The sequence below is a fragment of the Marinobacterium sp. xm-d-579 genome (assembly GCF_013282935.1).
In the GTDB taxonomy this organism is placed as follows: Bacteria; Pseudomonadota; Gammaproteobacteria; order Pseudomonadales; family Balneatricaceae; genus Marinobacterium_E.
Window position 1 is genome coordinate 197673 of the sequence record NZ_WBYP01000001.1, and the last position, 24855, is coordinate 222527.

A 24855-nucleotide genomic window follows, 5' to 3' on the forward strand; every position below is an offset into this window, starting at 1 on the left:
CACGGCAAGCCTTCTATATTCCACAAACAAAAAAGCCGCGATATACGCGGCCCTTAATGTGAGTTTTCGTTTAGCCTTTCGCTTTAACGATTATGTCGTGCCATTTAGCTGGACCAGATGTATGAACAGACTCACCATTCACATCTACAGCCACAGTCACCGGCATATCTTTGACTTCAAACTCATAGATCGCTTCCATGCCCATCTCTGGGAAGGCTAGCACTTTTGAGTCAGTGATCGCTTTAGAGACAAGGTAAGCAGCACCGCCAACAGCCATTAGGTAGACCGCTTGGTTATCTTTGATCGCATCAATAGCGATTGGACCACGCTCTGATTTACCAATCATGCCCAGTAGGCCCGTTGACTCTAGAATCTGACGTGTGAACTTATCCATACGTGTTGACGTTGTTGGGCCAGCAGGGCCTACAACCTCATCACGGACAGGGTCGACAGGACCCACGTAGTAGATGAATCGCCCTTTCAGATCAACTGGCAACTCTTCACCGTTGTTAAGCATCTCTACCATGCGCTTATGGGCGGCATCACGACCGGTCAACATTTTACCATTAAGCAAAATAGTCTCACCAACCTTCCACTCTTTAACCGACTCAGGTGTGATCTCATCTAGATTGACGCGGCGTGTATTAGCACCGACTTCAAAGGTCACTTCTGGCCACTGATCCAAGCTTGGCGGTGTGAGAACGGCCGGCCCATCACCTTTCAAAGTAAAATGAGTATGGCGAGTCGCAGCACAGTTAGGGATCATACAGATTGGCAAAGATGCCGCGTGCGTTGGGTAGTCCATGATCTTAACGTCTAGAATCGTTGTCAGACCACCAAGACCCTGTGCACCAATACCTAGCTCATTGACCGCATCCATGATCTCTAAACGAAGCTCTTCGACACGGTTCTGCGGGCCACGCTCACGTAGCTCATGAATATCAATTGGGTCCATCAAAGACTCTTTGGCCATGACTGCTGCCTTCTCGGCAGTACCACCAATACCAATACCCAACATACCTGGTGGACACCAACCAGCACCCATAGTCGGTACCGTTTTAACCACCCAATCCACGATGCTGTCAGATGGGTTCAACATCACCATCTTCGATTTATTCTCTGAACCACCACCTTTAGCAGCCACATGAACTTCTACTTCATCGCCCTCTACAATTTCGTAGTGGATAACAGCAGGAGTATTGTCTTTGGTGTTCTGACGTTTTCCAGCAGGGTCGGCAAGAATCGAGGCGCGTAGAACGTTATCAGGGTGCATGTAGGCACGACGAACACCTTCATTGACCATATCGGTGACGCTCATTGAAGCATCCCACTGAACGTTCATACCCACTTTAAGGAATACGGTAACGATACCGGTGTCCTGACAGATAGGACGCTTACCTTCGGCACACATACGTGAGTTGATTAGGATCTGCGCCATCGCATCTTTAGCGGCTGGGTTCTCCTCTTTCAGGTAGGCTTCGTGCACACCTTCAATAAAGTCGATTGGGTGGTAGTAAGAGATGAACTGTAGCGCATCAGCAACGCTATCAATAAGGTCGTCTTGACGAATAACGCTCATTGGAAAACTCCATTTATAGTGATGATCAGGGGGCTCCACCCCTGCAGTGCTGCAAGATTATACATCATCCAATCGAGATGGGATGACCACACTTTGTCTAACGGCTAAGCAGAACCTGTAGAGACAAAAAAGCCGGCTCAGTCGCCGGCTATCATTTACGCCCTCTCTGGAGCGTTTGGAAGATCACGCATCAGTAGCGCGTATTCCATATCAGTATCAAAATCGAGTGGTAGTGTCACACGGTGTCCTGAACCTGGGGCAACATGGACTCGAGCACCTTTCTTGTCATACAGCTCATCAAGCTTGAAGCGACGATTACCCTGAGGGGTCATCAACTCAAGTGTGTCACCCACCTCAAATTTGTTCTTCACATCGATAACAAGCTTGCCAGAGTCCGCGTCACGCTCAACCACTTCACCGACAAATTGCTGATGCACACCCACAGAGTTACCCGTTTCATAGTTCTGGTATTCGTCGTGAACATGACGACGGTAGAAACCTTCGGTGTATCCTCGGTTTGCAAGATTCTCAAGGACATCCATTAGCCCCTTGTCGAATGGGCGACCAGCCGCTGCATCGTCAATGGTTTGACGGTAAGCTTGCGCGGTTCTGGCAACGTAGTAGTGCGACTTAGTGCGTCCCTCAATTTTCAGAGAGTCGACGCCCATCTCCGTCAAGCGATGCACGTGCTGAATGGCGCGCAGATCTTTTGAGTTCATGATGTAGGTACCGTGCTCATCTTCAAAGGCCGGCATATACTCTCCAGGGCGAGTCTCCTCCTGGAGCAGGTAGATCTGATCTGATGGCTTACCTTCACCTAGGGCAGGCTGCTTCTCTTCGCCTGGATCAAAGCTCTGAACGGGAACCACATCACCGGACTCATCTTCCTGAGCTTCATGAGCATCGTATTTCCAACGACAAGCATTTGTGCAAGTACCCTGGTTTGGATCTCGGTGGTTGATGTAACCCGATAGCAGACAGCGACCTGAGTAGGCGATACAGAGTGAGCCATGAACAAAGACCTCAAGCTCAATATCCGGACACTGTTGACGTATTTCAGCCACTTCATCTAGCGAGAGTTCACGTGACAGGATGATTCGCTCAATACCTGCTCGCTCCCAGAACTTCACTGCAGCCCAGTTCATAGTATTCGACTGAACAGAGAGGTGAATCGGAAGATCTGGATACTTATCTTTGACCATCATAATCAGGCCAGGGTCGGACATGATCATGGCATCAGGATTCATCGCTACAACAGGATCAATATCCTTCATGTAGGTACCCAACTTTGAATTGTGCGGCAGAATGTTACTGGCGACAAAAAACTTTTTACCCAGTTGATGCGCAATATTGATCCCCTCTTCAAGGTTCTGAAGAGTAAAGTCGTTGTTACGTACACGAAGGCTATAGCGCGGTTGACCGGCATAGACCGCATCAGCACCATAGGCAAAGGCATACTTCATATTTCGCAAGGTCCCTGCAGGGGACAATAGCTCGGGTTTTCGCATCATGTTCTCAAAATTTGTTAAACGGTTTAGCGTGTAAGTGGCACTTCGAAAAGCGGCTTATAGACACTGCCATGATCACCCTCAGTGCTCTGAAGAAGCACAATCGAGTCAGCCGGCAGGCTATGATCGATAGGCGGCAACTCTCTGTCGACAGCAAATCGATTGTCCGCTGGCAAGCGTGCCAAGGTGACGTGGGGCATAAAGTTCTGATCTTTACAAACAATGCCAACCTCTTCGGCTAACGCCACTAACTGCTCATGGAGCATCGTTAGCTGACTAGTCTGCGCGGTCATCGCCGCGATCAGGGAGAGTCTCGGATTAACGGCGTAATAACTGACCTGATCTAGCTGAACGGTAAAACGACTACCAAAATCTATTTGAGTGGCACGTTTCTCGAGCTGTTCTATCTGTTCTAGGCTGACATCTCCTAAAAAGCAGAGCGTCAGGTGATAGCCAGATGAATCAAACCAGGTTGCGTCCAGCCCTAAATCAAACTGACACAACTCATCAGAAAGATTAGCGAGCTCTCGAGCCGTTCTATCAGGAATGCGTAAAGCAAAAAAGGTTCTTAGCTTCACGTCTTAACTCAGCTCCATTTCATGTGGCGCGTATTGTGCCCATTGGCAAGGATTTGGACAAGTATTGATCAGTTGCGAATAATTCAACTAACGAATAGCTCCTTCAAGCAGCAGCGTATTGAGCTGTTGTTTGATGTTCAATAGTTCGGCATTGACCGACTGGCGACTAGAATCAATGGAGCGGAGACGATCTTCAATGGTCGCTAAACGGCCATCAAGATCACTGGAATTGGAACCTGCCTTAACTTGTTCAAGCTGCTCTGAAAGCCTTGCTCTCTCGTCCCGTTCAATAGAGAGCTGAAACTCAAGGTCACTGTTGAGTTGAGCTACCCGTTCACTTAATTGAGCGATCTGCTTATCTTTACTGGCAACTAGGTCATTCAATTTGGATAGCTGTTGGTCACGTTTTTGCAAACTGCTATCAAATTCTGAAACTGTTTTGGACAGTTTATTAACAGACCCTTCGCTCTTTTTAGCTTGTGCTTGAACTTGATCCACACCCGACTGAATACTTTTAATCGATTCAGCCTGAGATTTAATCAATTTAGCCTGTGCTTCAATCGTCTTGCCCTGCTTCTCCAACTGAGGCTTATTGCGCTGATACGAAACGGTCCAAAGCTTAGCGATCTCAGAGTCAAAATGCTTAATACGATCTTCAACACGACCATTAAGCTGCTCTAATCGAGAAGAGAGGGTTTCACCTGATTGTGACGCTGAAGTCGTTGTCTTGGTCAAAGTTGCATCGGTACTCTCAAGCCATAAGTTCATCTGTTCCAAAAGAACGGATTGTTGTTCCATCTTTTGAGTCAGTTGGTAGTTCCATACAGCCATAGCCACAGCCACTAACAGCGCTATAACAGCGACACCCGTTGCTAAACCACTACTTTTAGGAGAGGACTTAACAGCGGCATTAGTGGGTTTGTTAGGCGCTTGAGGTTTTTGCTTTTCAGGTTCAAGTGTGGGCACTGGCTCGGCCAGTTGATCTAAATTGAATCCTGGTTCGCGACGTTCAGACATTGAAGAGGGTTCTTACTCAATTAGAAAGTGATACATTACCAGTTTTATCCCCCCCAAAAAAGAGTGCCCAGCAAAGCTGGGCACAGGTGGAGTACTGATAAGAGCGCGATTAAATCGCTAGGTACTCGTTACGAAGCGCTTCGTTATCAAGAACTTCTTGAGCGGTTCCGTCGAATACAACGTTACCGGTATCAAGGATTACTGCGCGATCAGCAAGCTTCAGTGCAGCAATTGCATTCTGCTCGACAATCACGGTAGTAATACCCAGCTCTTTGATCTCACGTAGAGTACGCTCAATCTCTTGAACGATAACAGGAGCCAGACCTTCATAAGGTTCATCAAGAAGAAGAACTTTGATGTCTCGACAGAGCGCGCGACCGATCGCAAGCATCTGCTGCTCACCACCTGACAGAGTGACGCCCTCTTGGTTACGACGCTCGCCCAGACGAGGGAATAGCTCGTAGATGCGTTCGATATTCCAACCTTTAGGAGGCGCAATTTGAGCCAGCTGCAGGTTCTCTTCTACCGTCAAACCAGGAATGATACAGCGATCTTCAGGAACCAGTGCAATACCCGCTTGTGACGCTTCATACGCTGTCATGTCGTGAATATTTTGGTGATCCAACCAGATCTCACCGCTTTTTAATACTGGGTCATCACAACGTGCGATGGTACGCAACGTTGATGTTTTACCGGCACCGTTACGGCCAAGTAGAGCAAGAATCTCACCCTCATGGATGTTGAAACTAACACCCTGAACAATGTAAGACTCACCGTAGTAGCCATGAATATCGTGGATAGAACAGTAGGTAACCGGTGTACCCAAGTTTTGAGTTCTGACGGCTTCAGTTGCCACTGTATTGGTCATACTTCCGCTCCTCCCAAGTATGCTTCACGAACTTTAGGGTTCACTTTAATTTCGTCTGGAGAACCTTCAACGATCACGTGACCGGCTGCCATGACACTCACTTTATCAGCAAGAGAGAATACAACGTGCATGTCGTGCTCGATGATAACCATGGTCATACCGTCCGCTTTGATCTTCTTCAGTAGATCGATAGTGTTGTTGGTATCGGCACGCGCCATACCCGCAGTAGGTTCATCAAGAAGTAGTAGCTTTGGCTCTTGAGAGAGACACATTGCCAACTCAAGACGGCGCTTATCACCACGGCTCATGCTGCCTGCGTGAGCATCAGATTTACCCAGCATGTTCACATACTCAAGGTATTTTGCTGCTTTCTCTTGCAGATCAGCATCCTGATCAGAACGTTTCCAAGCATTAAGCTTGAATTCGCCATCACGGTGAGCCAACAGAGGGATCATCATGTTTTCCATAATCGTAAGATCGGCAAAGATCTCAGGAGTTTGGAACACGCGTGAAATACCCAACTGGTTAATCTTATGTGGCTTAAGGCCGATCATGCTGTTACCAGAGAACGAAATCGTGCCGTTATCTGGGATCAACTTACCGATAACTGCGTTAAGCAGTGTTGATTTACCGGCACCGTTCGGACCGATGACCGCATGAACGGTTTTCTCTTCAATTTTTAAGTTGACGTCATCCAGTGCTCTCAAGCCACCGAATGTTTTGTTTACGCCAGAGATTTCTAGTACTGACATATAAATATCCTGTTAGCTTGAGTTACTCTTCGCCCTGCTTCGAGAAGCGAGCTTTGATTCGACGGTAACCTTCCATGATGCCACCAGGCAGGAAGATAACGACCAGCATGAAGATTAGACCTAGCGTTAGGTGCCAACCTTTACCTACGAACAGAGACAGTACTGGAACAAGGCCAGAAACCAAGAAGTCTGGTAGGAAATCTAGAGCACTAGTCAGAACTGCACCATCGATAGCAGAGAAGATGTTCTCGAAGTACTTGATAGCTACCGCACCAAGGAACGGGCCAACCAATGTGCCGACACCACCAAGGATTGTCATAAGAACAACCTCACCTGATGCAGTCCACTGCATACGCTCCGCACCCGCTAGAGGGTCCATCGCTGCCATTAAGCTACCAGCAAGACCCGCATACATACCTGATATTACAAACGCTGCCAGTGCATATGGGCGAGTGTTCAAACCTGTGTATGACATACGGTTTTGGTTAGTTTTAAGGCCACGTAGCATCGAACCGAAAGGTGAACGAGTGATACGTAGAGCGACATAAAAACCAACAATCAAGAATGCTGCACAGATGTAGAAGCCTGCTAGGCCACCAAAGTCTGTCATCTCAATGCCGAATAGGTTGGTACGAGGTACCGCACCTTCAGCTAGAGGCGCATCCCAAGCACGTGGGTCAGCCGCTTCAACCTGCAGACCTGTCTCACCCATGGTGATAGGTGTGAGTACAGAGTAAGCAAGGTTGTAACTCATCTGAGCTAAAGCCAGTGTCAGGATCGAGAAGTAGATACCTGTACGACGAAGACAGATGAAACCAATAACTAGGGCGAAGATACCTGACACCACAACACCGGCAACCATCGCTGGAAGGATGTTCAGTGTAAACAGCTTGAAGATCCAAACCGTTGTGTAAGACCCCACACCGATAAACGCTGCGTGACCAAACGACAGGTAACCTGTCTGACCGAATAGAATGTTAAAGCCAATTGCGAACAGACCGAAGATAGCGAAACGCTGCATTAAGTCTGGGTAGGCTGCACCGAATGGCTGAAGCCAAAGTGGCATTAGCAGGACGGCTGCTGCAAAGCCCAGCAGCATCATCATGTCTGATTTAGGTGTAAATTTATCAATATGCATCTTAGTCCTCCATTACACCCTTGCGACCCATTAGACCACGTGGACGAACGAGCAGTACGATCATTGCAACTAGGTAGATAATTACCTGGTCGATACCTGGGATGATTTGTTTGATTTCGTTCATCGATGCGAACGATTGGAGGATACCGAGTAGGAAACCTGCCGCTACCGCACCCGGTAGTGAACCCATACCACCCACTACTACAACCACGAATGACAGAACTAGGAAGTCCATACCCATGTGGTAGTTAGGAGAGAGTATTGGTGTGTACATCAAACCTGCCAAACCTGCGACGACCGCAGCTAGACCGAAGACGATACTGAAACGTTTGGTGATGTTGATACCCAACAACTGAACCGTTTGACGATCCGCCATACCGGCACGAACCACCATACCAAAGGTTGTAAACTGCAAGAAGGCAAACACTGCAGCGATGACAATCGCAGCAAAGCCTAAATAAACAAGACGCCATTTCGGGTAGACGATATTGTCACCTAAGCCCAAGAGTGCGCCGATGTTCGCTGTACCCTCAAACATTTCTGGTGCTGGCTGTGGAATCGGGTTTGCACCGTAGATAGCTTTGATGATCTCTTGAATAACGATCGCAAGACCGAAAGTTACAAGGATCTGATCAGCATGTGCGCGACGGTAGAAGTGGCGAATTAGACCACGCTCCATCACCAAGCCAATCACAAGCATGATAGGTATAGCGATTAAAATCGATATTGGAACAGACCAGTCGATAATGGCTCTACCCGTATCACCGAGCCAGAGCTCTAGGTATGGGATCTCTTTGAATGCTTCAAAGAAAGTAACCGACTCATCTTTAACTTTTGTTGAAATAGTAAGTACTTCGCGAACTGAAACTGCGACGAAAGCACCCAACATGAAAAGAGCACCGTGAGCAAAGTTCACGACACCTAAGGTACCGAAAATCAACGTTAGACCTAGGGCAATCAGTGCATAAGCACCACCCTTATCTAGACCGTTCAAGATCTGGAGGATTATTGCATCCACAGCTATGAATCTCCAAAAAAGCTAATAAAAAACGAAGGGGTCCCTTGGACCCCTTCGCGTGCCAAGGTGTAATTAAAATTACACTTGGATTAAGACCACTGAGCGCCGCCGGCGAATGGGCCTTCGTTTGGATCGTAAGTAAGCTTCTCACGTGAAACCACATCCAATACTTCAAGACGGTCGAAGTCAGATGTTGGGTTCATGTTACCGCGTACCACTAGGCCATTCTTCATTACCTGGTGGTCCGCTTTACGGTATAGAGAAGCACCGTTACCCATGCCATCGAACTCGTGATCTTCAAGAGCAGCGATAACTGCTTGTGGATCGAAAGTACCAGCACGCTCAACAGCATCTGCGTAAAGCATAGTCTGTACGTAACAAGTGTGAGCAGCCTGTGATGGTGGGAAACCGTATTCCTGACCGAAAGACTTAACAAATGCTTTAGAACCTTCGTCAGTTAGCTTCCAGTTCCAGTTTGTAGAACCTAGGATGCCCTTCATGTTGTCGCCCGCACCTTTCGCCATTAGACGAGAGAATAGAGGAACGATGATCTGGAAGTCCTTACCGTTAACTTGCTTATCTTTCAGGCCGAACTGAATCGCCTGAGTCAAAGAGTTAACCATGTCACCGCCGTAGTGGTTAAGGATAAGAGTATCTGCACCAGAGTTTAGGATTGGTGTGATGTACTGAGAGAAGTCACCTGCACCTACTGGTGTTTTAACGTTAGCAACTGTGTTCCAGTTTGCTTCAGCAGCCATACCCTTCTCGATAGAGTCCTGCTGAGACCAGCCCCAAGTATAGTCAGCTGTTAGGTGGTAAACCTGACGATCTGTACCGTACTCGTTTTTAAGTACTGGACGTAGCGCTAGTGCTGATTGGTGACAGTTGAACATGTGGCGGAAACCGTGACGACGACGGTCTTTACCAGTTGTATCGTTTGAGTGTGTTAGACCTGCCATGAAGATGGTACCCATCTCTTCAGCTAGAGCCTGAACTGCGATAGCTACACCTGAAGATGAACCACCAGAGAACATGATAACGCCATCTTTCTCGATCATACGTTTAGCCGATGCACGTGCTGCGTCAGACTTAGTCTGAGTATCACCAGTTACGTACTCAACTTTCATACCAAGAATACCGTTACCTTTAAGGTTCATTGGTTTCATGGTTTGCATCATGCCGCCATCGCCTTCGCCGTTAAGGTGTTTAACAGCAAGTTTGAATGCGCGTAGTTCGTCTGCACCCTCATCTGCGTAAGCGCCTGATTGAGGTACGTTAAAACCTAGGACACACTTACCAGAAGCCTTAGGGTCGTTACGGAACGAACCTGCAGCAGAAGCAGTTGGGATGTAGAAGCTTGGTACTGCGATAGCCGCTGCAGAAGCTGCAGTGCCTTTAAGTACCGTACGGCGTGAAACGCCTTGAGTCTTATCAGTCATTACTTTGTAACTCCGTTGTTGGGTTTGTTTTTATTACAATCGGAAACTGCAAACTACTAGAGTCAACACTGAGTGACTACCCTACTAAAGGTTGATTTAGACCAATGTACTAGGAAAACTCTTTCAAGATATGAAATCTCATACCAACCTATAACCAAAGTAAAAATATTAAAGTAAATACAAAAACTTAGCGGTATAAAGAACCTCTTCAACTACTGAATTATAGACATAAAAAAACCCCGAGCGGCTGACCGCTCGGGGCTTCACATTTGGGGGGGATGATTACATCATGCCGCCCATACCACCCATGCCACCCATATCAGGTGCACCCATAGCTGGCTTATCTTCTGGGATCTCAGCAACCATCGCTTCAGTCGTAATCATTAGACCCGCAATTGACGCTGCCGCCTGAAGTGACGAACGAGTTACCTTAACAGGGTCGATGATACCCATCTCAAGCATATCGCCGTAGACTTCTGTACCCGCGTTGTAACCGTAGTTACCTTTACCGTTACGAACTTCGTTGACAACCACTGATGGCTCACCACCTGCGTTTGCTACGATTTGACGAAGTGGTGCTTCCATTGCACGTAGTGCTAGCTGAATACCGATCGTCTGATCATGGTTGTCACCCTCTAGGCTCTCGACAGCCTGAAGTGAGCGAATCAGAGCAACACCACCGCCAGGAACGATACCCTCTTCAACGGCTGCACGAGTTGCGTGAAGTGCATCGTCTACACGAGCTTTCTTCTCTTTCATCTCAACTTCAGTCGCAGCACCCACTTTGATCACTGCAACACCGCCTGCTAGCTTAGCAACACGCTCTTGCATCTTCTCTTTGTCGTATTCAGATGTAGTATCTTCCATCTGTACACGGATCGCTTGAACACGAGCGTCGATGTTTGCTTTAGCGCCAGCACCGTCAACAATGGTAGTATTCTCTTTGCTAATCTCTACGCGCTTAGCTTGACCAAGCTGCTCAAGTTCAACTGCATCTAGGCTCAGACCCACCTCTTCAGAGATCACCTGACCACCAGTAAGAATAGCGATATCTTCTAGCATTGCTTTACGACGATCACCAAAACCAGGCGCTTTAACAGCACACACTTTCACGATGCCGCGCATAGTATTCACTACAAGAGTCGCTAGCGCTTCACCTTCAACGTCTTCCGCTACGATAAGCAGTGGACGTGATGACTTAGCAACACCTTCAAGTGCTGGAAGCAGCTCACGGATGTTAGAGATCTTCTTATCAACTAGAAGAATGAATGGATCTTCTAGTTCAGCAACCATAGAGTCTTGGTTAGTTACGAAGTAAGGAGATAGGTAACCGCGATCGAACTGCATACCTTCAACAACATCTAGTTCGTTTTCGAAACCAGAACCTTCTTCAACAGTGATGACACCATCTTGGCTTACACGCTCCATCGCTTCTGCAATGATGTTACCCACTTCAGCGTCAGAGTTTGCAGAGATAGTACCAACCTGAGCAATCGCTTTAGAATCAGCACATGGCACAGCCATTTCAGCAAGCTGAGCAACTACAGCAGCAGCCGCTTTATCGATACCACGCTTAAGATCCATTGGGTTCATTCCCGCTGCAACAGACTTAAGACCTTCATTAACAATCGCTTGAGCTAGAACAGTTGCAGTCGTAGTACCGTCACCAGCAACGTCGTTAGCTTTAGAGGCTACTTCTTTAACCATCTGTGCGCCCATGTTTTCGAACTTATCTTTAAGTTCGATCTCTTTAGCGACTGAGACACCATCTTTAGTCACTGTTGGTGCACCAAATGATTTTTCTAGTACAACGTTACGACCTTTAGGGCCTAGAGTTGTTTTAACCGCATTTGCTAGAACGTTTACGCCAGCAAGCATGCCCTGACGAGCATCATTTCCAAAGAGTACTTCTTTAGCAGACATTTCTTAGAATCCTTTAAATTTATTCAATTCTTTACCAGTAAAACGAATTAGGCTTCTAGTACGCCGTAAATTTCGCTCTCTTGCATGATCAGCAGCTCTTCACCATCTACTTTGATAGTGTTAGTGCCCGCGTACTGACCAAAGATCACTTTGTCACCGACTTTGACAGACAGCTCAACAACCTGGCCATCATTAGTGACACGACCAGCGCCTACTGCGACAACCTCACCTTGGTTTGGTTTCTCTGCAGCTGCACCTGGCAATACGATACCGCCAGCCGAAGTAGCTTCTTCTTCGCTACGACGAACTACTACACGGTCATGAAGTGGACGAATTTTCATCTGGTTCTTCTCCTGAATCTAGGATCCAATACGATGTTGGTTTTTTTGTTTAAAGCCAGTGAACCAATAATTCACCGACAATTCTTAGGTGAAATATTTAATTGGGGAGGGGGGAAAAGATTTCAACACCCAAGTTGAAAAAAATTTAAATTTTCAACTTAGGTCTTAGCAGGCCACAAGCAGAAAGTGCAGGACTTATTAATGGACAACCCGGTGTAAATTAGTGCAACCGTTTGTCGTCGTTATTACTTGTTGGGTCATTCACCTCAACAAAATCACCATCAATGATGTCACTTCTATTTTGAGAGAAGGGTTCTTGGGAGTTCTGGGTCGATGAGTAAAAGTGTGCTTGCCCACCACTCTTAGTAAACGCATCACTTATGCGTTGTCCGAAAAGATTAAAAAACAGGCCACGAGTGAATGGCAACAGGCAGGAGAAACCAATTACATCGGTCACAAACCCAGGAGTAACCAAAAGGGCTCCGCCTATCGCTATCAATATCCCATCTCTCATTTCTGATAGCGGAATCTCTCCACTCTCAATACGACTGCGAGCTTTTAACAGGGTCGTCACACCCTGATAACGCAACATATTTACCCCGATAAAAGCTGACAGCAGAACCAGGCCCACGGTATACCAGCCACCAATCGCTTGACCGACCTTTATAAGGATAGTGATTTCAATAACGGGGATTACGACAAAGATAATAAAGAGTATTGGCATGCTGTTCTCGCTCTGTTTTAACAAAGGCTATCAAGGCTTAAAAGAAATCTAAAGAGAACAACAGGTGGTTTAACTTAAATTTACATTCAGGCAACTATTTACATATGGGCTACATTCGAGCCACAACCGGACTACAACTGGGCTTTTGCAGCGCAATATCACTTTTGTGCAGTGATCTTTTACCTATGTCTAATACCTTAGATGGCGGGTATAACCAACTTGAATAAACAATAAATTCAATTACTTAAATGCACAAAAAAGGGTTTGACCCGAACCTCTGCAAACAATTCTTTTCAATTTTTAAAAAACTCCACAAAAGCTATGGATTTTGCACTGCAGAAGGCTTAGTTTGTGCAGTGCACTAGCTGCAACGCAAAATAAAAACAGGCAGCAATCAGCCTTAAGCGCTGAAAATATTAGATTGTTGGTAGGAGTCCGGAAATGGATCTAAAAGATAAAGTAGTAGTGATCACTGGTGGTGGTCGTGGTCTTGGCCGTGCAATGGCACTTGAGCTAGCAAACAAAGGTGCACGTCTTGCACTGGTAGACCTTAACCAAGAAGACCTTGATGAGACTCTCAATCAAGTAAAAGCTGCTGGCAGCGATGGCCGCACTTACGTATGTAATGTCTCTAAAGAGGCTGAAGTTGAAGCTCTATTCGAATCGGTGGTTGCTGATATGGGTGGCTTAAACGGTCTTGTTAACAATGCTGGCATCACACGTGACGGTCTATTCATCAAAGTAAAAGATGGCGAAATCGTCTCGAAAATGAGCATGGATCAGTGGAACCTAGTAATGGATGTAAACCTTACTGGTACTTTCCTTTGTGCCCGTGAAGCTGCGGCACAAATGATCAAAAACAAGCAAGAGGGCTGCATTATCAACATCTCTTCTATCTCGCGCAGTGGCAACATGGGTCAGACCAACTACACCGCTACTAAGGCAGGTGTTGAAGCGATGGCCGTTACTTGGGCGAAAGAACTTGCTCGCTACGGTATCCGTGCAGCATCGATTGCACCAGGCTACATCGGTACTGAGATGGTTATGGCGATGAAAGAGGAAGCACGCGAGAAAATCGCTGCGGGCATCCCGGCTAAACGTCTTGGTAAACCTGAAGAGATCGCTCACACAGTCTCTTTCATCCTTGAAAACGACTATGTATCAGGTCGTTGTTTCGAGGTTGATGGCGGTCTTCGAATCTAATTCGAATCGCTCTCTAAAAAAGCTGGCTTCTGCCGGCTTTTTTATTGCTTCATTTACCGTTCATACACGAATTGATAGCATCAACTTTAAGTTTTAAGGATGCTATAAAAAATGTTAACAAACTGGATCGATACCCTTCGAGTTTATAAAGATAAGCGCCTACTTTGGGTCTTCTTGATGGGGTGTAGCTCCGGCTTCCCCTGGGTTCTAATCGGCTCCAACATGAGCGGTTGGCTCAAAGATGAGGGCCTATCTCGAACCGCCATCGGTTTCTTCGGTTCGATCTTTGCCGTCTATGCATTTAACTTTTTATGGGCCCCTTTGGTCGATCGTGTTCGCCTGCCGGTTTTAAGCCGTTTAGGACAACGCCGCTCTTGGATATTTTTATGTCAGGGCATCATGCTGTTTATGATTCTGCTGATCACTCAGGCAGACCCAAGCAGTGCCTATTCCGCGATGGGAGAACCAACCACAGAGTCTGGCAAAGTGCCGGGTATGCTCTACATCTCACTGATCGCATTGATGATCGCCATTGCATCGGCCACCCAAGACATTGCAGTTGACGCTTTCCGTATCGACCAGTTTGATATCAATGAAACCACGAAGATGCCGCCCGCTTCAGCTATGGCTGTTGTCGGCTGGTGGACTGGCTACTCGCTTCCAGGCTACCTAGCCTTCGTTAATGCCGACTCAATGGGCTGGAATGGTGTCTACGGTGTTATGGCAGTGATCATGGGCCTATTAATGGTATTTACTCTGTTAGTGGGTGAGCCAGTCGATCGCCGCTCCAACCTTCAGAGCAAACTGGAAGAGAACTACCAAAACCGCTTTGGTTTAGGTCGCTTCGCCAGCTGGTTCGCAGTTACGGTCATTGAACCCTTTGCCGATTTTATTCGCCGAAACGGTCTGTCGGTAGCCATCACACTAATCGCCTTTATCTTTATGTTTAAGATTGGCGAGGCTTTCTTGGGCCGGATGTCAGTGGTCTTCTATAAAGAGGTTGGCTTTACAAACGAGCAGATTGGTGAATACACCAAGATGCTAGGCTGGATCGCGACGGTAGTGTTCACACTCATCGGCAGTGCCATCAACGTTCGCTTTGGTGTGCTTAAAGGGCTTATGATTGGTGGTATCGCAATGGGTGCATCTAACTTAATGTTCGCACTGATAGCAGAAGTTGGGCCAGTAGAGTGGCTGTTTGCAGCAACTATTATCGTCGATAACTTTACTACCGCCTTCTCAACAGTTGCCTTTGTAGCCTTCCTAACAGCACTGACAGGACGAGCGTTCAGTGCCACTCAATACGCCCTACTCGCGTCGTTGGGTAACCTCGGTCGTACAACGCTGGCGAGCTTCAGTGGCACCATGGTAGATGGCCTTGATGGTAACTGGTCACTGTTCTTTATCATCACCTTCTTGATGGTCATTCCATCACTGGTCATGCTGTGGATGCTGCGCGACAAACTGGAGGTAGCTCAAGCTAAGACTCTAGAACAGAATCAACGTGAGCAAAGCTGATCACTGCTCTTCTGAAACAAAAAAGCGACCTCTTTTCAGACGTCGCTTTTTTATTGAGGGTGAACTCTAGTCGCGGAAGTTTTTGTACTGCAAAGGCAGTTCAAAATCTGACTCACGCAACAGCGCCATCACCGCTTGAAGGTCATCACGTTTCTTACCGGTGACACGCAGCTGTTCGCCTTGCACTTGAGTCTGAACTTTCAGCTTTGAGTCTTTGATCAACTTACCTAGCTTCTTATTCGCCGCCTGATCTAGACCTTGCTTAAGAATAATCGTCTGGCGAGCCTGTTTACCATTCTGCTCAGCTTTTTGAATGTCCATGCAGTTTGGATCGATCTTGCGATTAACCAACTTTGCTCGAAGCACATCGATCATCTGCTTTAATTGAAAGTCCGCTTCAGCAACCGCTTTAACCGATTCACCGTCTAGCTCAAAACTGGCATCCACGCCTTTAAAATCAAAACGTGTTGAGATCTCACGATTCGCTTGATCGACCGCATTAGCCACTTCATGAGAATCTACTTCAGAAACAATATCGAACGATGGCATCGCCCTCTCCTCTCTTAAAACGAATGAATGGTCGATATAATACCTTTTTTCATTAGGAGTGGTACGTGTGACTTGGCATATTATTGGTGCAGGTGCGATTGGCAGCCTTTGGGCTGATCGATTACATCGACAAGGCGAAGCGATAACATTAGTACTCCGTTCTTCTGAACAGGTCGACGCATTCATTCACAATGGACAATCACTTCGTGTTGAGAGCCCTAATAAAGAGTTGAGAGTGGTTCAATGCAAAGCGACCTGCGCAGAAAATCTTTCTGACACCATTACACATCTACTAATCACTACTAAAGCGTTTGATGCACTTAATGCCATGAACGCGGTTCAAAATCAGTTAGCGAGTGATGCCACCATCGTCGTTATGATCAATGGCTACGGCGTACAACAGACGATTCAAGAGACCTTTACAGATCACAACATTCTCTTTGCGAGTACGACCGATGGTGCATTTAATCGGGCACCTTTCCATACGGTTCATGCGGCAGATGGCACTACGCTAATCGGAAGCCTTAATAAAAAGGTAGATAGTAAAGTATCACCGCTTTTTGGAGCCGACTGGATCGATAATATCGATACCATCTTATGGCGAAAAGTCGCGATAAACTGCTGTATAAATCCTGTCACTGCTATCCATCAATGCACTAACGGCGAAATATTTTCGACTGAGAAGCGGGCAACAGTGACAACCAACCTGGCAGAGGAAATTGAGCGGCTTGAGATCAAGATGGGGGTTGATCGTCAAACCCCTCTCATTGATGAAGTTAGAAGCGTTACCGAATTAACCTCTAAAAACCGATCATCCATGTTGCAGGATGTCGCAAAGGGTCGACGCACTGAAGTTGAGCATATTAACGGGGCCATTGTGGATCTCGCTAAAAAGTACGCCGTCGATGTTCCCTATAACCAAGAGATGTTTAATACCATCCAAAGCCTAACGCTTACCGAACGCTAACAGAGTGAATGCCATTCAACATCGCTTGAATCGATTCAAGTTGCCTTACCAAGTCGCACTGCTACAATGCGCGTCACTCATCGGAGTAGGTGCCCTTTAATAGGGTTAAACGGGAAGTTCAGTGAAAAACTGACGCTGCCCCCGCAACGGTAAGGACGGTTATTTCAACATCATGCCACTGGCGACAGCTGGGAAGGCGTTGAGATAGAGACCTCCAAGCCCGGATACCGGCCCACTCTCAATTCCATCCAACCATGCGCGGTGGGCGCATCGAGAGAGATCATGAAATTATTTACGACCCTATTACTGGCAGCGTCGACTGTCTCCTCTTTTGCGGCTGCTGAAACAGTTGACCCGTTAAAAGTTACAGTGACCGCAAAAAGAATAACTTCTTCTATTGCGACCACACCTCAAGCGATATCTATTTTAACCAGTGAGGAACTTGAAAGCGGACAATTCTCCTCTTTGAGTGAAGCACTAGAATCAATGGCTGGAGTGTATATCCAGCGATTTGGTGGGAATGGTTCGCAAGCTAAAGTTTATTTGCGTGGAACATCATCAAACCACAGCATTGTTCTTATGGATGGCAGAAGACTTACATCGACAAATGATGGCCGTGCCGAACTAGAAAATATACCTCTAGATTCAATTGAACGAATCGAGGTAGTGCGTGGTGGGTTGTCGAGCAAATACGGTGCGGATGCAATTGGCGGTGTCATCCAGATATTTACTAAAGATTTTGGTGCAGAAACTAACAGCAACAAAGTAAGCATAACTGCGGGCTCTCAAAACACTTTAAAAGAGAAAATCGAGTTCAAACGTGGCGACGACAGTTTTGAAAGCAAAATGGTTATAGCCAATGAAAAGACCGGAGGCTTCGACACCCACACATCTATCATTCGCGGTGATAACGATGGCGATGGTTACAAAAAACAGAATATTGATGTTTATCTTTCTAAATCATTAAGCAATGCAACAACGGTCAATTTAGATACTGGTTTTTGGAAGGGAACAAATCAGTATGACTACACCGATTCCTACTCTTGGAGTAATAATGAGACTGAATATACAACTAAATATTTAAGTCTTGGACTCAAACATACAACGAGCCAATTTTCTGTTGATTCAAAGTTAAGTAGAACGGAGAACGAGCGGTTGAATAAACCTGCTGATGCTCGCAAGACTCTCATTGATACAAATGAGTGGAACACCTCCGCAATTTATGGACTCTCTAAAACAACCAGCCTTCATGGGGGAGTTGATTTAAGAAGAGAGTATGGAAGTAGCACCTACGGTAGCGGTGATTACATAACCAAAGGTTTCTATTTGGGTGCTGAGCACACGATTGAAGACTTGGTTATTGAAGGTACCGTTCGCCATGAAAATCACGATCAATGGGGAACCAATAACACTTGGTCGACAGGATTTAATTATAATTTAAATGAAATGGCATCTATTTTCGGCTCAATGAAAACAGCCTTCTCAGCTCCAACTTTTTCAGACCTTGACCCAAGTTGGGGTAACCCAAATTTGAAGCCTGAAGAAGTGAAATCAATCGAAATAGGCTTAAGGAATTTAATCAAAAGATCTATAACTTCTGAAGTCGTATTTTTTAAAAACAATTTCAAAAATTTAATTCAATCGAGACAAAACATTGCAAGAGCGACAAGTGAAGGAGCTGAGGTTTCGCTTAAACAGAAATGGGCATCAGCTGATTTATCGGCATCTTACTCATTCACTCAATCAAAAGATGCGAACGGCAACCAGCTTCTTGAACGTCCAATGGATAATTTCGTTTTATCCTACAACCAAGATATAGCTAGTGATTTAAGTATTAATTCATCACTAAATTGGATAAATCGGTTAAAGACATACGGTAGTAACGGCCATTTGCCAGCCTCAACAACCATCAATTTGAGTTTGACTAAAAGCTACAACGACTCAATGAAAGTTGCATTGAAAGTAGATAATGTTTTAGATGAAGATTATCAGGTTGCTTATGATTACAATGGTCGCGGCAGATACTTTGAAGCAACGTTAACTTACAGCTTTTAAAGGTTAAAATGGCTAATCGACTTACCAAAATCTATACACGCACTGGCGATAAAGGGACTACCCGCCTCGCCACTGGTGCAGAAGTGCATAAGACACATCCGCGTGTTGAAGCGATGGGTACTGTTGATGAGTTAAATAGTCTGATTGGTGTGGTCGATTCACACCTCTCAGAAGCTGATGATCTATCGCCAATCTTTCGCAGAATTCAAAACGATCTTTTCGACCTTGGCGGTGAGATTGCTATTGCTGATGACAGCTATGTGGTTATTTCACTCGAGATGGTTAATTGGCTTGAAGAGGTGCTGGATCACTACAACGACACGCTACCATCACTAGAGAATTTCATTCTTCCAGGTGGAACACCCGACGCGGCCCATACTCACCTTGCCAGAGCGGTCTGCCGACGAGCTGAACGCGGCTTGGTAGAGCTCGCACAGAAGAGTAGCGTCAATCCGCAAGCAATAGCCTATATAAACCGCCTGTCGGATCTGCTGTTTGTACTAGGCAGAGTCCTAGCTCGACGCGATGGACAAGAAGAGATACTCTGGCAACAACGTTCACCTAAAAATTAATCTATCGAGAACCCAACCATGCGCCTTCTGGCTTTTCTTACGCTTCTTACCTTCAGCACAACCAGTTTTGCAGACTGTGCGTTTGATCAAGATGTGTGCGAAGCATCCTGTAAACTTCGCTTCATTACCAATGATGCAGAGAAAGCGGGCTGCATCTCACGTTGTGTTGCTGAAAGAACTCTCTGTTCGGCTAAAATCGGGGCGGGTAAAGCGAAAGAGTTTGGTGAAGAAGCACTAGAAGAGTCAAAATCCTTTATTGAAGGATTTACGGCTGATCAAGCTAAAGATCTGGGTAAAAAGGCTTGGGAAAACACCAAATCGTTTATCGATGGAATGATCGACAAACCTAAAGATGAAGCAACAGAGTAGTGGTTAATCCAAGCGACTCAAAATTTCACAGACCTCATCCACTCCATCCAAAGTTCTCATCGTCAAACGATGTAGATAATCAGAATTGATTTTATAGAGATTCTGGTGCCTAACCGCATCAAGAAATGGCCACTGCTGCCAAGCCTCTTGCCAAGCATCGGGAAGACCATCGGATGCTAAAATCAGCTCTGGATTCATACCGATGACCGATTCAATACTGACTTGCGGTGCCATTTCAGGCCGATCTTTGAATACATTGACTCCACCGCAATGATCCACAGCTTCTGAAACAACCGATTGGGCGTTAAGCGTGAGCATCGGATCTGACCATAGTTGGTAAAAAACTCTCTTAGGCTCTTTTACCTTGACGGCGCTGCTGGCCAAGCGGCGATTAAACTCGGCAATCAAATTACTCGCCTCTGCCTCTGCATTGAGCAATCTACCCAACTCCGTTAACTGAGCAGGTATCTCAGTGAGAGTATCGCCTTTAATCCTGATCAAATTAAGACCCAGAGATTCAAGGTAAGTTAACTGCCGTTCGGGGTTACCCCCCTGCCAAGCCAATACATAATCGGGATCTAACTTCACAATCGCTTCGGCATCGAGCGATTGGTAGTCCCCTATCACTTGAACATCTAAAATCTCTTTAGGGTAATCCGCGGCAGATACCCTACCAACAACCCAACCCCCTTTTCCCAGTGCATAAATATTTTCAGTAAGGTCCGGCGACAACACCACCAACCGAAGGTCTGCTAGAGCCGAAGCAGGAATGAGTAGAATAATCAGAAAGCGCAGCAGCAAAACTAGCCTCATTAATACTTATTACTGAGCAATAATTGAATTAAGCCTCAAGTTTAGCATGGGCTTTAGCGCGACTTTCATTTATTCTTATCGGATAGAGTTCGAGTCACACAAAGGAGTTAACGTGGATCAGAATACTGTTTGGGTTATTGCAATCGCTGCGCTTATTATCGGTACTTTATTGGGTTTCTTGTTTGGCCGCAGTGGCAGTAACGGTTCACGCGAAGTACAACTTGCGAACGATCTTGAGAAGGCTCAGCTTGATTTAGAGCGCTACCGTGATGAAGTTAACCAACATTTCAGCAAGACGGCTGAACTTGTGAACGGCTTAACCAACCAATACCAAAAAGTGCACCAGCATTTAGCCGAAAGTGCTGAAACACTGGTTCGTGATGAAAAACTGGTTGCTAGTCTAAAAAGCAGTGCAGGCAGCCAACTGGAAGACAAGTCTACAGCTTCTAGCACTCAAGCAGAGCCACCGACTCTATCAATGCCACTAGACTATGCTCCGAAGAGAGAAGATGAACCTGGCACACTGTCAGATAGCTTTGGACTTCACTCTGAAATTGTTGAGAACCCAGCGGACCCCGCCAAGGTTTACAACCGAGACGAAAAGAGCGCCTAAGCGCTCTTTTTTATTGCTAATTAGCCAGTCAACATCAGGCGGGGTTATCGATATCGATAAATTGATGTTCGATACCAAAAGCATTCGACAAATGCTCTCCCAGCGCTTTTGCACCGTAACGCTCCGTCGCGTGATGTCCAGCTGACAGGTAGTGAATACCCGCTTCTCTGGCATAATGAACCACTGGCTCAGAGATCTCACCACTAATGAAAAGGTCAGCCCCAAGCTGATCAGCACGCTCTATCATGCGTTCTGCCGATCCGGTGCACCAGGCAATGCGTTGCACAGAACGATCGTCACCCAGCACCAATTCAGCCTGACGGCTCAGCTTTGTGGAGACTAAATCTGAAAACGCTTGAGCACTCATCGGTTGTGATATTGACCCGACATTTCCCACGCTGAACGGGTTACCCTGATCCATGCCATCTTCTATCTGCATGCCGATGATCTCAGCCAACTGAGCATTGTTTCCCACTACAGGATGCGCATCCAGAGGCAGATGATAAGCCAATAGGCTGATATCGTTTTTCATCAGGGTACGAATGCGATTGCCTTTGATACCGGTTAATGGCTCGGACTCCCCTTTCCAAAAGTAACCATGGTGAACCAACAGAAGATCAGCACCGGCTTCAATTGCCGCATCAATCAACGCTTGGCTTGCTGTAACACCACTGACAATTTTCGAGACATTTCTCTTACCCTCAACTTGCAATCCATTGGGGCAGTAGTCTTTAAACCGATCAACGGATAAATAGTCGTTGCAGTAACTGACAAGATCTTTCAACGCGACAGACACCGAATACCTCTTAGAAAAATAGTGTTCAAGTTACATCTTACCCCGCTATCGCCTTATAATCAGTAATCATTACAAGCTGGTAAGAGCAATTTAACATGGGCAAGTATCTGAACACCTTGGTTTGGCCAACACTGGCTGGCATTCTAGCGGCAGTATTGATCGTTCAATTCTTCCCACAGCTCAGCGGTTCTAACAGTACCGAAATTAAGCTGATCAACACACCCGCAGATCAAGCTGGGCCGCAATTGATTACAAGCTACTCTGAAGCCGTGAAGAAGGCAGCGCCATCAGTTGTCAGTATCTATGGTCGCTCTTTAGAAACAAATGAGAACAACCAGATTTCACTCCCTCAAAGTTTAGGTTCTGGCGTTATTATCAGCAAAGATGGTTTCGTCATGACCAATAACCACGTTGTAGCTGCTGCTGAACAGATCATCGTTTCGTTAATTGATGGACGTGAGGCAGTGGCTTCCATTGTCGGCACCGATCCAGAATCAGATTTGGCACTGTTAAAAGTAAACCTGGAGAATCTACCCGGCATAACACTGCTTCCAACCAGCAGTGTAGCGATCGGTGATGTTGTGCTGGCCATCGGGAACCCTTTCGGTGTTGGGCAAACCGTTACCCAAGGAATTATCTCTGGCATGGACAGACACAGTTTAGGGCTGAATACCTACGAGGACTTTATTCAGACCGATGCTGCTATTAATCCAGGCAACTCCGGTGGTGCACTGATCACGGCCACCGGCGATCTGGTTGGCATCAATACTGCCATTTTTTCAAAGTCAGGTGGCTCACAGGGCATTGGCTTTGCCATTCCAACTGAACAAGTCATAGATGTTCTATCCAATCTAGTCCGTTATGGCCGAGTCATTCGCGGCTGGGTAGGCGTGGAAGCTCGTCCGATGCTTCCAAATGAGGCGGAGGCCTCTGGTCTGAGACGAGACATCAAAGGTTTGTTGTTAACCGGCATCTATCGCAATAGTCCTGCGGAGCTGGCAGGCCTACAACCGGGTGACGTTTTATTAGCGATCAACGGTGAACCCGTTAAAGGTTCCGGAGTCGCATCAATGAATCAGATTGCTCGCGTTAAACCGGGTGATGTAACAGAGATGAAGATCTTTAGGGACAACAAAGAGTTGGTACTTGAGGTGACAACCAGTGAGAGACCTCCAAGCCGATAACCATCAGCTTGGAGACTAAGTTAAGTGTTGTCCTTAATTCGGTACTCAGCAGAGCGAGCGTGAGCTGTTAGCCCCTCTCCTCGCGCTAGAACAGAAGCAACCTTGCCCATCTCTGATGCACCCTCAGCAGAGAACATGATCAGTGAAGAGCGTTTCTGGAAATCGTAGACTCCCAATGGTGAACTGAATCGCGCAGTACCTGAAGTAGGCAGAACGTGGTTCGGACCCGCACAATAATCACCTAGAGCCTCTGCCGTATAGCGACCCATAAAGATGGCACCAGCGTGCTTAATCTTCTCAGTCAAGGCGACAGGGTCTTCAACAGAGAGTTCAAGGTGCTCTGGCGCAATTCTATTAGAGAGTGCAGCCGCTTCATCCAAATCAGCAACTTCAATCAATAGAGCACGATCTGCTAAAGATGCTGAAATAATCTGCTCACGCTCAAGAGTAGGCAGTAATTTGGCAATACTCTGTTCAACACGATCAATGTAAGCGGCATCGGTTGCGATCAAAATAGGCTGAGCGTCTTCATCATGCTCCGCTTGAGAGAAGAGATCCATCGCAACCCAATCTGGGTCCGTTTTGCCATCGCAAATCACAAGAATTTCCGAAGGTCCTGCAATCATATCGATACCAACAGCACCAAAGACCGCACGCTTAGCTGTAGCAACATAGATGTTACCTGGACCAACTATTTTATCGACTCGAGGCACTGTCTGTGTTCCATAAGCGAGAGCAGCAACGGCTTGTGCGCCACCGATTGTAAAGACACGATCGACGCCAGCAATCGCTGCGGCGGCTAAAACCATCTCATTGATAACACCATCCGGTGTCGGCACAACCATGATAATCTCTTCAACACCGGCTACTTTCGCAGGCATTGCGTTCATCAAAACTGAAGAGGGGTATGCCGCCTTACCACCAGGAACGTAGATACCTACGCGATCCATAGGGGTTACTTTCTGGCCTAACAACGTGCCGTCAGCCTCTTCGTACTGCCAAGAGTGAGAGAGCTGTCGTTCGTGGTATGAACGCACACGATCAGCAGCCACTTCAAGTGCATTACGCTGTTCTGGCGAAATAGCCTCAAGTGCCTGCTGCAAACGAGCTTTTGACATCTCTAACTGAGAGATCTCAGATACAGACGTGCGATCAAAACGATTGGTTAACTCAACTACCGCCTCATCACCCATAGCTCGAACCTGCGCAATGATGTCATCAACACGCTCATTGACGGCTTTATCTGAGACACTCTCCCAAGCCAACATCGCATCAAGTTGCTGATCGAAATCGGCTTGTGAACTTTTTAGACGTTTAACTTGAGAAGTCAT

24 protein-coding genes and 1 riboswitch are annotated in these 24855 nt (G+C 46.6%); of the genes, 8 read left to right on the forward strand and 16 right to left on the reverse strand.

All coding sequences use genetic code 11. The annotated features are described in order from the left end of the window. Window positions 1-70: 70 nt before the first annotated feature. From XMD579_RS01040 to XMD579_RS01095, 12 genes are all read right to left on the reverse strand, one after another. The gene (locus XMD579_RS01040) at window positions 71-1579 is read right to left on the reverse strand and encodes a fumarate hydratase (RefSeq protein WP_173480551.1); all 1509 of its coding nucleotides are present in this window, start codon (window positions 1577-1579) and stop codon (window positions 71-73) included. A 155-nt stretch (window positions 1580-1734) separates the two neighbouring features. Beyond that, on the reverse strand, window positions 1735-3087 hold the full coding sequence (gene yegQ / locus XMD579_RS01045; protein ID WP_173480758.1) for a tRNA 5-hydroxyuridine modification protein YegQ: 1353 nt from the start codon (window positions 3085-3087) through the stop codon (window positions 1735-1737). A gap of 26 nt (window positions 3088-3113) precedes the next feature. Further along, complete coding sequence (thpR, locus tag XMD579_RS01050; protein WP_173505666.1) at window positions 3114-3665, reverse strand: RNA 2',3'-cyclic phosphodiesterase; 552 nt, start codon at window positions 3663-3665, stop codon at window positions 3114-3116. 87 nt (window positions 3666-3752) lie between these two features. Beyond that, window positions 3753-4682, reverse strand: coding sequence for a hypothetical protein (locus XMD579_RS01055; RefSeq protein WP_173505667.1), 930 nt, complete (start codon window positions 4680-4682; stop codon window positions 3753-3755). Between the two features lie 109 nt (window positions 4683-4791). Next, window positions 4792-5550 (reverse strand): ABC transporter ATP-binding protein, encoded by a 759-nt coding sequence (locus XMD579_RS01060; RefSeq protein WP_173480548.1) that lies wholly within the window; start codon window positions 5548-5550, stop codon window positions 4792-4794. Further along, window positions 5547-6302 (reverse strand): ABC transporter ATP-binding protein, encoded by a 756-nt coding sequence (locus XMD579_RS01065; protein WP_173480547.1) that lies wholly within the window; start codon window positions 6300-6302, stop codon window positions 5547-5549. Before XMD579_RS01065 ends, XMD579_RS01060 begins: the two co-directional genes overlap by 4 nt. 22 nt (window positions 6303-6324) lie before the next feature. Then, window positions 6325-7440 carry a branched-chain amino acid ABC transporter permease gene (locus XMD579_RS01070; protein ID WP_173480546.1) on the reverse strand — a complete coding sequence of 372 codons (1116 nt, stop codon included), beginning with the start codon at window positions 7438-7440 and terminating at the stop codon, window positions 6325-6327. 1 nt (window position 7441) lies between these two features. Continuing rightward, window positions 7442-8458: a branched-chain amino acid ABC transporter permease gene (locus tag XMD579_RS01075; protein ID WP_173480545.1), complete on the reverse strand. Its 1017-nt coding sequence runs from the start codon at window positions 8456-8458 to the stop codon at window positions 7442-7444. An 89-nt stretch (window positions 8459-8547) separates the two neighbouring features. Further along, a complete protein-coding gene (locus tag XMD579_RS01080) occupies window positions 8548-9897 on the reverse strand; it encodes a substrate-binding protein (protein WP_173480544.1) in 1350 nt (449 codons plus the stop codon). Between the two features lie 282 nt (window positions 9898-10179). Next, window positions 10180-11820 (reverse strand): chaperonin GroEL, encoded by a 1641-nt coding sequence (gene groL / locus XMD579_RS01085; protein WP_173480543.1) that lies wholly within the window; start codon window positions 11818-11820, stop codon window positions 10180-10182. A gap of 47 nt (window positions 11821-11867) precedes the next feature. Then, window positions 11868-12161 carry a co-chaperone GroES gene (locus XMD579_RS01090; RefSeq protein WP_173480542.1) on the reverse strand — a complete coding sequence of 98 codons (294 nt, stop codon included), beginning with the start codon at window positions 12159-12161 and terminating at the stop codon, window positions 11868-11870. 220 nt (window positions 12162-12381) lie between these two features. Continuing rightward, window positions 12382-12885, reverse strand: a complete 504-nt coding sequence (locus tag XMD579_RS01095) for an FxsA family protein (RefSeq protein WP_173480541.1) — start codon at window positions 12883-12885, stop codon at window positions 12382-12384. A 441-nt stretch (window positions 12886-13326) separates the two neighbouring features. Here XMD579_RS01095 and XMD579_RS01100 point away from each other — a divergent pair, with 441 nt between their 5' ends. Both XMD579_RS01100 and XMD579_RS01105 read left to right on the forward strand, forming a co-directional pair. Next, window positions 13327-14088 carry an SDR family oxidoreductase gene (locus XMD579_RS01100; RefSeq protein ID WP_173483302.1) on the forward strand — a complete coding sequence of 254 codons (762 nt, stop codon included), beginning with the start codon at window positions 13327-13329 and terminating at the stop codon, window positions 14086-14088. A gap of 111 nt (window positions 14089-14199) precedes the next feature. After that, the gene (locus XMD579_RS01105) at window positions 14200-15606 is read left to right on the forward strand and encodes an MFS transporter (protein WP_173480539.1); all 1407 of its coding nucleotides are present in this window, start codon (window positions 14200-14202) and stop codon (window positions 15604-15606) included. A 66-nt stretch (window positions 15607-15672) separates the two neighbouring features. Here the strand turns inward: XMD579_RS01105 and XMD579_RS01110 are convergent, their stop codons facing one another. Then, entirely contained in the window at window positions 15673-16155 is a 483-nt protein-coding gene (locus tag XMD579_RS01110) for a YajQ family cyclic di-GMP-binding protein (protein WP_173495222.1), read from the reverse strand. 67 nt (window positions 16156-16222) lie between these two features. On the opposite strand from XMD579_RS01110, the gene XMD579_RS01115 reads away from it, so the two are divergent. The 4 genes from XMD579_RS01115 to XMD579_RS01130 all read left to right on the forward strand — a co-directional run bounded on the left by XMD579_RS01115 (window position 16223) and on the right by XMD579_RS01130 (window position 20118). Next, complete coding sequence (locus XMD579_RS01115; RefSeq protein ID WP_173505668.1) at window positions 16223-17122, forward strand: ketopantoate reductase family protein; 900 nt, start codon at window positions 16223-16225, stop codon at window positions 17120-17122. Window positions 17123-17192: 70 nt separating this feature from the next. Beyond that, a riboswitch (cobalamin riboswitch) is annotated at window positions 17193-17373 on the forward strand. Window positions 17374-17404: 31 nt separating this feature from the next. Then, window positions 17405-19177 carry a TonB-dependent siderophore receptor gene (locus XMD579_RS01120; RefSeq protein ID WP_173505669.1) on the forward strand — a complete coding sequence of 591 codons (1773 nt, stop codon included), beginning with the start codon at window positions 17405-17407 and terminating at the stop codon, window positions 19175-19177. Window positions 19178-19185: 8 nt separating this feature from the next. Continuing rightward, window positions 19186-19749 carry a cob(I)yrinic acid a,c-diamide adenosyltransferase gene (locus tag XMD579_RS01125; protein WP_173505670.1) on the forward strand — a complete coding sequence of 188 codons (564 nt, stop codon included), beginning with the start codon at window positions 19186-19188 and terminating at the stop codon, window positions 19747-19749. A gap of 18 nt (window positions 19750-19767) precedes the next feature. Next, window positions 19768-20118, forward strand: a complete 351-nt coding sequence (locus tag XMD579_RS01130) for a hypothetical protein (RefSeq protein WP_173483927.1) — start codon at window positions 19768-19770, stop codon at window positions 20116-20118. Between the two features lie 3 nt (window positions 20119-20121). Here XMD579_RS01130 and XMD579_RS01135 read toward each other — a convergent pair whose 3' ends face one another. Then, window positions 20122-20919 carry a helical backbone metal receptor gene (locus tag XMD579_RS01135; protein WP_173480533.1) on the reverse strand — a complete coding sequence of 266 codons (798 nt, stop codon included), beginning with the start codon at window positions 20917-20919 and terminating at the stop codon, window positions 20122-20124. Window positions 20920-21043: 124 nt separating this feature from the next. Here XMD579_RS01135 and XMD579_RS01140 point away from each other — a divergent pair, with 124 nt between their 5' ends. Then, a complete protein-coding gene (locus tag XMD579_RS01140; RefSeq protein ID WP_173480532.1) occupies window positions 21044-21544 on the forward strand; it encodes a ZapG family protein in 501 nt (166 codons plus the stop codon). Window positions 21545-21578: 34 nt separating this feature from the next. On the opposite strand, the gene XMD579_RS01145 is transcribed toward XMD579_RS01140, so the two are convergent. Next, window positions 21579-22340, reverse strand: coding sequence for a Nif3-like dinuclear metal center hexameric protein (locus XMD579_RS01145; RefSeq protein WP_173480531.1), 762 nt, complete (start codon window positions 22338-22340; stop codon window positions 21579-21581). A 95-nt stretch (window positions 22341-22435) separates the two neighbouring features. On the opposite strand from XMD579_RS01145, the gene XMD579_RS01150 reads away from it, so the two are divergent. After that, complete coding sequence (locus tag XMD579_RS01150; protein ID WP_173483309.1) at window positions 22436-23524, forward strand: S1C family serine protease; 1089 nt, start codon at window positions 22436-22438, stop codon at window positions 23522-23524. Between the two features lie 20 nt (window positions 23525-23544). Here XMD579_RS01150 and hisD read toward each other — a convergent pair whose 3' ends face one another. Continuing rightward, window positions 23545-24855, reverse strand: coding sequence for a histidinol dehydrogenase (gene hisD / locus XMD579_RS01155; protein ID WP_173480529.1), 1311 nt, complete (start codon window positions 24853-24855; stop codon window positions 23545-23547).

Excerpts from the sequence above, each read along its gene's own strand:
- yegQ (WP_173480758.1), bottom strand. The coding sequence starts at position 3,087 with ATGCGAAAACCCGAGCTATTGTCCCCTGCAGGGACCTTGCGAAATATG.
- XMD579_RS01100 (WP_173483302.1), top strand. The coding sequence starts at position 13,327 with ATGGATCTAAAAGATAAAGTAGTAGTGATCACTGGTGGTGGTCGTGGT.
- XMD579_RS01070 (WP_173480546.1), bottom strand. The coding sequence starts at position 7,440 with ATGCATATTGATAAATTTACACCTAAATCAGACATGATGATGCTGCTG.
- XMD579_RS01150 (WP_173483309.1), top strand. The coding sequence starts at position 22,436 with ATGGGCAAGTATCTGAACACCTTGGTTTGGCCAACACTGGCTGGCATT.
- XMD579_RS01060 (WP_173480548.1), bottom strand. The coding sequence starts at position 5,550 with ATGACCAATACAGTGGCAACTGAAGCCGTCAGAACTCAAAACTTGGGT.
- XMD579_RS01125 (WP_173505670.1), top strand. The coding sequence starts at position 19,186 with ATGGCTAATCGACTTACCAAAATCTATACACGCACTGGCGATAAAGGG.
- XMD579_RS01110 (WP_173495222.1), bottom strand. The coding sequence starts at position 16,155 with ATGCCATCGTTCGATATTGTTTCTGAAGTAGATTCTCATGAAGTGGCT.
- hisD (WP_173480529.1), bottom strand. The coding sequence starts at position 24,855 with ATGACTTCTCAAGTTAAACGTCTAAAAAGTTCACAAGCCGATTTCGAT.
- XMD579_RS01105 (WP_173480539.1), top strand. The coding sequence starts at position 14,200 with ATGTTAACAAACTGGATCGATACCCTTCGAGTTTATAAAGATAAGCGC.
- XMD579_RS01065 (WP_173480547.1), bottom strand. The coding sequence starts at position 6,302 with ATGTCAGTACTAGAAATCTCTGGCGTAAACAAAACATTCGGTGGCTTG.
- XMD579_RS01080 (WP_173480544.1), bottom strand. The coding sequence starts at position 9,897 with ATGACTGATAAGACTCAAGGCGTTTCACGCCGTACGGTACTTAAAGGC.
- XMD579_RS01130 (WP_173483927.1), top strand. The coding sequence starts at position 19,768 with ATGCGCCTTCTGGCTTTTCTTACGCTTCTTACCTTCAGCACAACCAGT.
- XMD579_RS01055 (WP_173505667.1), bottom strand. The coding sequence starts at position 4,682 with ATGTCTGAACGTCGCGAACCAGGATTCAATTTAGATCAACTGGCCGAG.
- XMD579_RS01120 (WP_173505669.1), top strand. The coding sequence starts at position 17,405 with ATGAAATTATTTACGACCCTATTACTGGCAGCGTCGACTGTCTCCTCT.
- XMD579_RS01095 (WP_173480541.1), bottom strand. The coding sequence starts at position 12,885 with ATGCCAATACTCTTTATTATCTTTGTCGTAATCCCCGTTATTGAAATC.
- XMD579_RS01090 (WP_173480542.1), bottom strand. The coding sequence starts at position 12,161 with ATGAAAATTCGTCCACTTCATGACCGTGTAGTAGTTCGTCGTAGCGAA.
- groL (WP_173480543.1), bottom strand. The coding sequence starts at position 11,820 with ATGTCTGCTAAAGAAGTACTCTTTGGAAATGATGCTCGTCAGGGCATG.
- XMD579_RS01040 (WP_173480551.1), bottom strand. The coding sequence starts at position 1,579 with ATGAGCGTTATTCGTCAAGACGACCTTATTGATAGCGTTGCTGATGCG.